The sequence below is a fragment of the Mesorhizobium sp. M7A.F.Ca.US.005.03.2.1 genome, assembly GCF_003997795.1.
In the GTDB taxonomy this organism is placed as follows: Bacteria; Pseudomonadota; Alphaproteobacteria; order Rhizobiales; family Rhizobiaceae; genus Mesorhizobium; species Mesorhizobium ciceri.
This window is the reverse complement of record NZ_RZRP01000446.1, coordinates 1-5,152: the sequence shown is the minus strand read 5'-3', so window position 1 is coordinate 5,152 and position 5,152 is coordinate 1. Positions and strand designations below refer to the sequence as shown.

The window sequence follows — 5,152 nt, the reverse complement described above, 5'->3', positions numbered from 1 at the left end:
ATCGGGCTGCATGTGGCCAGGCTCGTCGGGCTCGACCAGAACACCGGCCGCATCGATCTCGACGCCATCGACGTGCTCGACGGCACTCCGGTCATCGACATAAAACCCTATTTCGCCTCGACCGACGCTATACCGGAGGCGACCATCGAAGGGCGCGACGAGCCCGGGGGTCGGCGATGACGGCGCCCACCGGTCGCCGCCGCGCCATCGCCAAGGCGCTGACAGCACTTCTGCCGCTGGCACCCTATGCCGACATGGAGAAGATCCGCGGCGACGCCGGCGCGGTCCACATGAAGACCTTACCACCAGGCATCGCCGTATGGTTGGCGACGATTGCCCATATCCGCCACATGCACACAGATTACGAGAAACTGCTGAGCGAAGGCTACGACCGCGACTCGGCGCGTTTCTTCGTCATCGAGCAGACCAACGTCGTGCTCACCCGCTGGCGCGCGACGCGCCTGCTCGACGCGGATGACGAGGAGGAATGACCACGGCTACTTCCGCTTAAGCACTGCGACCGCATTATAGGGCTGACCATCGGCCTGGCCGATCCAGGTCCAGGACAGATTTTCCTTGAAAAACCTGACGGTGATGTTGCCGCCGTCGATGCATTTGTCCTGACCGTAGGTGATGCTCTCGTGGTATTCCGCCGAAATGCCGTCACTGGACGTCTGTGACAGCGATCCGCCGCAACCGAGTGACGGATAGTCGATCGACGCGCTGCCATCGTTGATGGTCATGGCGATCGGCCAGTCGGCCCCGGCGTCACCCGCCGGGCTTTGATGGCCGCTGCCGACCCAGGTGCCGCTCAGCGACGGCACGTTCACCGCACAAGGCAGGTTCTGGAAGATCGGTGTCAATTCGCTGCCGGTTTTCTCGCAGCGATAGGTCTGCCCGCCCTGGCACAATTCCTCGCCTTCGCGCGCGCACTGGGCGCTGGCTTCGCCCGCGGCGGCGAACATCGTCATGGCTGCTATGACGGCCCCAAGCCTGCCCATCTTCCCCCTCCCGTTCAGAGCGCGCAATCTAAGGCAATTCCGATCCAATGTATCGGCGAGATCGTCATCGAGGCCGAACAGCACCGGGCGGGTGGCTCTATGCGTTCTGCCCTGCGCCGATAGCCTGCTGACTCGCCTTGCGTGACAGGAGGCCCCAATGAGCCACACGGCGACGACACAGGACGAGAAGCAACTGCCCGTGGTTGGCGACCGCCATGTCGACCCGCATTCCTACCCCGACGGCATCGCCTTTCTCGACGGCCAATACCTGCCGATGTCGCAGGCCAAGATCTCGGTGCTGGACTGGGGTTTTCTGCATTCCGACGCCACCTACGACACCGTGCATGTCTGGAACGGCCGCTTCTTCCGCCTCGATCTGCATCTCGACCGCTTCCTCGGCGGGCTGGAAAAGCTGCGCATGACCATTCCCTTCGACCGCGACGGCGTGACCGAAATCTTGCACAATTGCGTGGCGCTGTCCGGTCATCGCGCCGCCTATGTCGAAATGCTGTGCACGCGCGGCGCCTCTCCGACCTTCAGCCGCGACCCGCGCCAGGCGGTCAACCGCTTCATGGCCTTCGCCGTGCCGTTCGGCTCGGTCGCCAACGCCGAGCAGCTGCAGCGCGGCCTGCGCGTCGCCATCAGCGACAAGATGCGTATTCCGCCGGCCTCGATCGACCCGGCGATCAAGAATTACCACTGGCTCGATCTGGTGCGCGGCCTCTACGATGCCTATGATCGCGGTGCAGAGACCGCGTTGCTCCTCGACTTCAACGGCAATGTCGCCGAAGGCCCGGGCTTCAACGTCTTCTGCGTCAAGGACGGCAAACTATCGACGCCGGCCACCGGCGTGCTGCCCGGCGTCACCCGCCGCACCGTCTTCGATCTCTGTGCAGAAGAAGGCCTTGCCGCCACGGCGACCGATGTCAGCGTCACCGCATTGCGCGAGGCCGACGAGGTGTTCATCACCTCCACCGCGGGCGGCATCATGCCGGTGACGGAGATCGACGGCGCGGCGATCGCCAATGGCAAGGTCGGACCGATCACCAGCCGGCTGATGGCGCGCTACTGGCAAAAGCACGATGACCCGGCCTGGTCGTCTCAGGTGAATTATCCCCGATAATTCAGGCGTCTTTGTCAAAAGATTCCCGTCGCCTCTGGAAAATCAGAGGATCGACCGTATATGCCCGAAAGCGGAGAAGCCTCCGCTTTCATCCAAAATCACGCCCGCAGGGGCAAGGACTCCAAGATCATGACAAACAAGGTTTGGTTCATCACCGGATCGTCGAAAGGCTTTGGCCGCGTCTGGGCCGAGGCCGCACTCGCGCGTGGCGACAGCGTCGCGGCCACCGCCCGCGATGCCGGCACGCTCGCCGATCTCGTCGAGAAATACGGCGACAGGGTTGCCGCGATAAAGCTCGACGTCACCGACAAGAAAGCCGTCGATGCCGCTGTCGCCGAGGCGCACAAGCGTTTTGGCCGGCTCGACGTCGTCATCAACAATGCCGGCTACGGCCATTTCGGCGCCATCGAGGAGGTCAGCGAACAGGAAGCTCGCGACCAGATCGAAACCAATGTCTTCGGCGCTCTGTGGGTCACTCAGGCCGCACTGCCGATCATGCGGGCACAGCGTTCCGGCCACATCATCCAGATCTCGTCGATCGGCGGCGTCAATGCCTTTGCCTCGCTCGGCCTCTACCACGCCTCGAAATGGGCGCTGGAGGCCTTCAGCCAGTCGCTCAGCATCGAGGTCGCGGAATTCGGCATCCATGTGACGCTGGTCGAGCCGGGCGGTTTCTCCACCGACTGGGCCGGGCCGTCGGCCAAGGTGTCCCAACCGATCGAGGCCTATGCGCCCGCCCGTGCCAAGATGGCCGAGCGCCGCGCCAATTCGGTCGCCGGCGATCCAGACGCCACCGGGCCGGCCATGCTGGCCATTGTCGACGCCGCCGAGCCGCCGCTGCGGGTATTCTTCGGCGATGGCGGCCTGCCGATGATCAAGCAGGAATACGCCAACCGCATTGCCACCTGGGAGAAGTGGGACGACGTTTCCATCATGGCGCAAGGCGTGAAGAAGAACCGCAAGGGCTGAAGTCCAGCGCTTTTGCTGCGCCGCTCCATGGGCGGCGTAGCCGGCCCTCAGGCTTGATAAATCCACTGCTCCGGCACGCGCAGCGATATCTCTTCGCCTGCCCTAACCGTGCCTGGCTTCTCTACCCAGGCGACAATGCCGCGCAGCCGCTTCGCCGCTTTCGGGAACAGCAGCGCGCCGGCTTCGACGTCGGCCATTCCGGCGTTTTCGGCGATCGACCGGCCGGCGATGCGGCACGGGCCGTTCTGTGCGTCGACCTTGATGGTGACGCCGCCCTTGAAGAACAGCAGCGTGCCGGCCGGCAGCATGGAGAGGTTCGGCACCCCTTCCATCACCAGATTGGCGCCGATCCATTCCGGCTTGATCTCGGCCAGGCCCATGCGCTCGGCGACGATGGCGAGTTCATCCGCTGCCACGATCGACAGCTGCCGTTCGTTGCGCATTTCAGTGCCGCGCGGATACCAGGGCTCGCGCCCGCCCGAGCGCCGCGTCGGTCCAGCATGGAAATCGCCTGATATGCCGTCGAAACCCAGCCGCAATTCGTCCACCGGGCGCGTCTGAAAATGATCCGCCGGCGCCACGTAAAGCGCTGCCGCCCTGGCGGCAAGCTTTCGCGCGGCGATGATTTCAACCGGCTTTTCAGCCTCGGGGAAGAGATCCGGCATGGCGTTCTTTCCATTCGTCATCCAGCGAGTTAGCCGGGCGCGCTTCGCGGCGTCCAGTCGAAAGTGCTGATCGTCCGATCAACAGCACCGATAGGATCGCGATCACGCTTTTCTTACCTGTCATCGATCTCGCACCACATTGCCGGCGCGCGGTGCCGGTTTCATAGTGACGTCCAGACGGTTTGCGGAGGCTGATCATGCGACCTGTGACGGCAATCACGTTGCTTTGGTTGATCTGGGCAGGAAGCTGGGCCGTCGCCGCTTTGTGGTCCGACCCTGCCCAGAAGCGCGCCGGGTTCAAGGCGGAGGCCCGCTATCGGGGTCTCTGGGTAGCCGGCGCGGTGCTGCTGTTCATTCCGGCGCACGGCTATGAAGGCCGGCTCAGGCTGTGGATGCCTGATCTCCCCGAAGCCTGGATCTGTGTCGCCCTGATCGCCATCGGCATCGCCTTTGCCTGGTGGGCGCGCCTGCATCTTGGCAGGCTGTGGTCGGGCACCATCACCGCCAAGGCCGGGCACCGTGTCGTCAACACCGGCCCGTATGGCCTTGTCCGGCATCCGATCTACACCGGATTGCTGCTGGCGATCCTCGCCACCATGGCAGCCAAGGGCACCATCTGGGGCATAGCCGGAACCGCGCTGCTCATCATCGGCATCGTGACGAAAGCCAGGCTGGAAGAAAATTTCCTGCGCGGCGAACTGGGCAGCGCCTATGACGACTATGCCGCGCGCGTTCCGATGCTGGTGCCGTTCGCACCAGCCTGACGCGGCAGCCTCAAAGCATTCTCAGCAGCGCGCCGCCGATCGAGTACCCCGCGCCGAAGGCGCAGATCAGACCGAAATCGCCCGGCTTCATATCGGCGTGGTTCTCCGACAGCGCGACGATGGCCCCGGCGCCCGCCGTGTTGCCCAGCCGCTCCAGCACCATTGGCGCGCGGTCGTGATCGACCTCGTGGCCGAACGACAGCTTCAGGATCATCGCATTCATCCGCGCATTGGCCTGATGCAGCCAGAAGCGCCTGATCGCCTGTGGCGTCAGCCCGTGCTCGGCGAGGAATTCGACGATGAATTTCTGCCCGGCGACGGTGACTTCCTTGAACACCTTGTTGCCGACCTGCTTGATCAGATTGCCTTCCAGATTGATCATGTAAGGATCATCCTGGGCGGTGCGGGTATGGTAGCCCAGATTGGTGCGGATGTTGTTCGACATCTGCGTCCAGATGCGCGTGTCGAGCACCTCGAAGCGCCCCGGCCGCTTGTCGCCCTTGGCCAGGCCTTCGAGCACCATCGACACCGAAGCGTCGCCGAAAATGAAATGCGTCTGCCGGTCGCGAAAATTGAGATGGCCGGTGATGATCTCGGGCGTCGTCACCAGAATGCGCTTGTGCGCGCCGG

General features: G+C 63.8%; 8 protein-coding genes. 5 read left to right on the top strand and 3 right to left on the bottom strand.

Going from position 1 to position 5,152, the window contains the following annotated elements; genetic code table 11:
- The coding region (locus tag EN991_RS22570) for a TrmO family methyltransferase (RefSeq protein WP_206519233.1) at positions 1–180 on the top strand (180 nt) is incomplete at its 5' end.
- Positions 177–491 (top strand): DUF2293 domain-containing protein, encoded by a 315-nt coding sequence (locus EN991_RS22565; protein WP_013530931.1) that lies wholly within the window; start codon positions 177–179, stop codon positions 489–491. The genes EN991_RS22570 and EN991_RS22565, both read left to right, overlap by 4 nt.
- A gap of 6 nt (positions 492–497) precedes the next feature.
- Here EN991_RS22565 and EN991_RS22560 read toward each other — a convergent pair whose 3' ends face one another.
- Entirely contained in the window at positions 498–1,001 is a 504-nt protein-coding gene (locus tag EN991_RS22560) for a hypothetical protein (protein WP_013530930.1), read from the bottom strand.
- 157 nt (positions 1,002–1,158) lie between these two features.
- On the opposite strand from EN991_RS22560, the gene EN991_RS22555 reads away from it, so the two are divergent.
- The gene (locus EN991_RS22555; RefSeq protein ID WP_027160650.1) at positions 1,159–2,124 is read left to right on the top strand and encodes a D-amino acid aminotransferase; all 966 of its coding nucleotides are present in this window, start codon (positions 1,159–1,161) and stop codon (positions 2,122–2,124) included.
- 129 nt (positions 2,125–2,253) lie between these two features.
- Complete coding sequence (locus EN991_RS22550) at positions 2,254–3,093, top strand: SDR family oxidoreductase (protein ID WP_013530928.1); 840 nt, start codon at positions 2,254–2,256, stop codon at positions 3,091–3,093.
- Positions 3,094–3,140: 47 nt separating this feature from the next.
- Here EN991_RS22550 and EN991_RS22545 read toward each other — a convergent pair whose 3' ends face one another.
- A complete protein-coding gene (locus tag EN991_RS22545) occupies positions 3,141–3,758 on the bottom strand; it encodes an MOSC domain-containing protein (RefSeq protein ID WP_127369585.1) in 618 nt (205 codons plus the stop codon).
- A 197-nt stretch (positions 3,759–3,955) separates the two neighbouring features.
- Between EN991_RS22545 and EN991_RS22540 the strand changes: the two genes are divergently transcribed.
- Positions 3,956–4,522 (top strand): isoprenylcysteine carboxylmethyltransferase family protein, encoded by a 567-nt coding sequence (locus EN991_RS22540; RefSeq protein ID WP_127369584.1) that lies wholly within the window; start codon positions 3,956–3,958, stop codon positions 4,520–4,522.
- Positions 4,523–4,532: 10 nt separating this feature from the next.
- Here the strand turns inward: EN991_RS22540 and EN991_RS22535 are convergent.
- Positions 4,533–5,152 (bottom strand): 3-oxoacyl-[acyl-carrier-protein] synthase III C-terminal domain-containing protein (locus tag EN991_RS22535; RefSeq protein ID WP_281058807.1); only part of this gene is annotated, 620 nt, incomplete at its 5' end.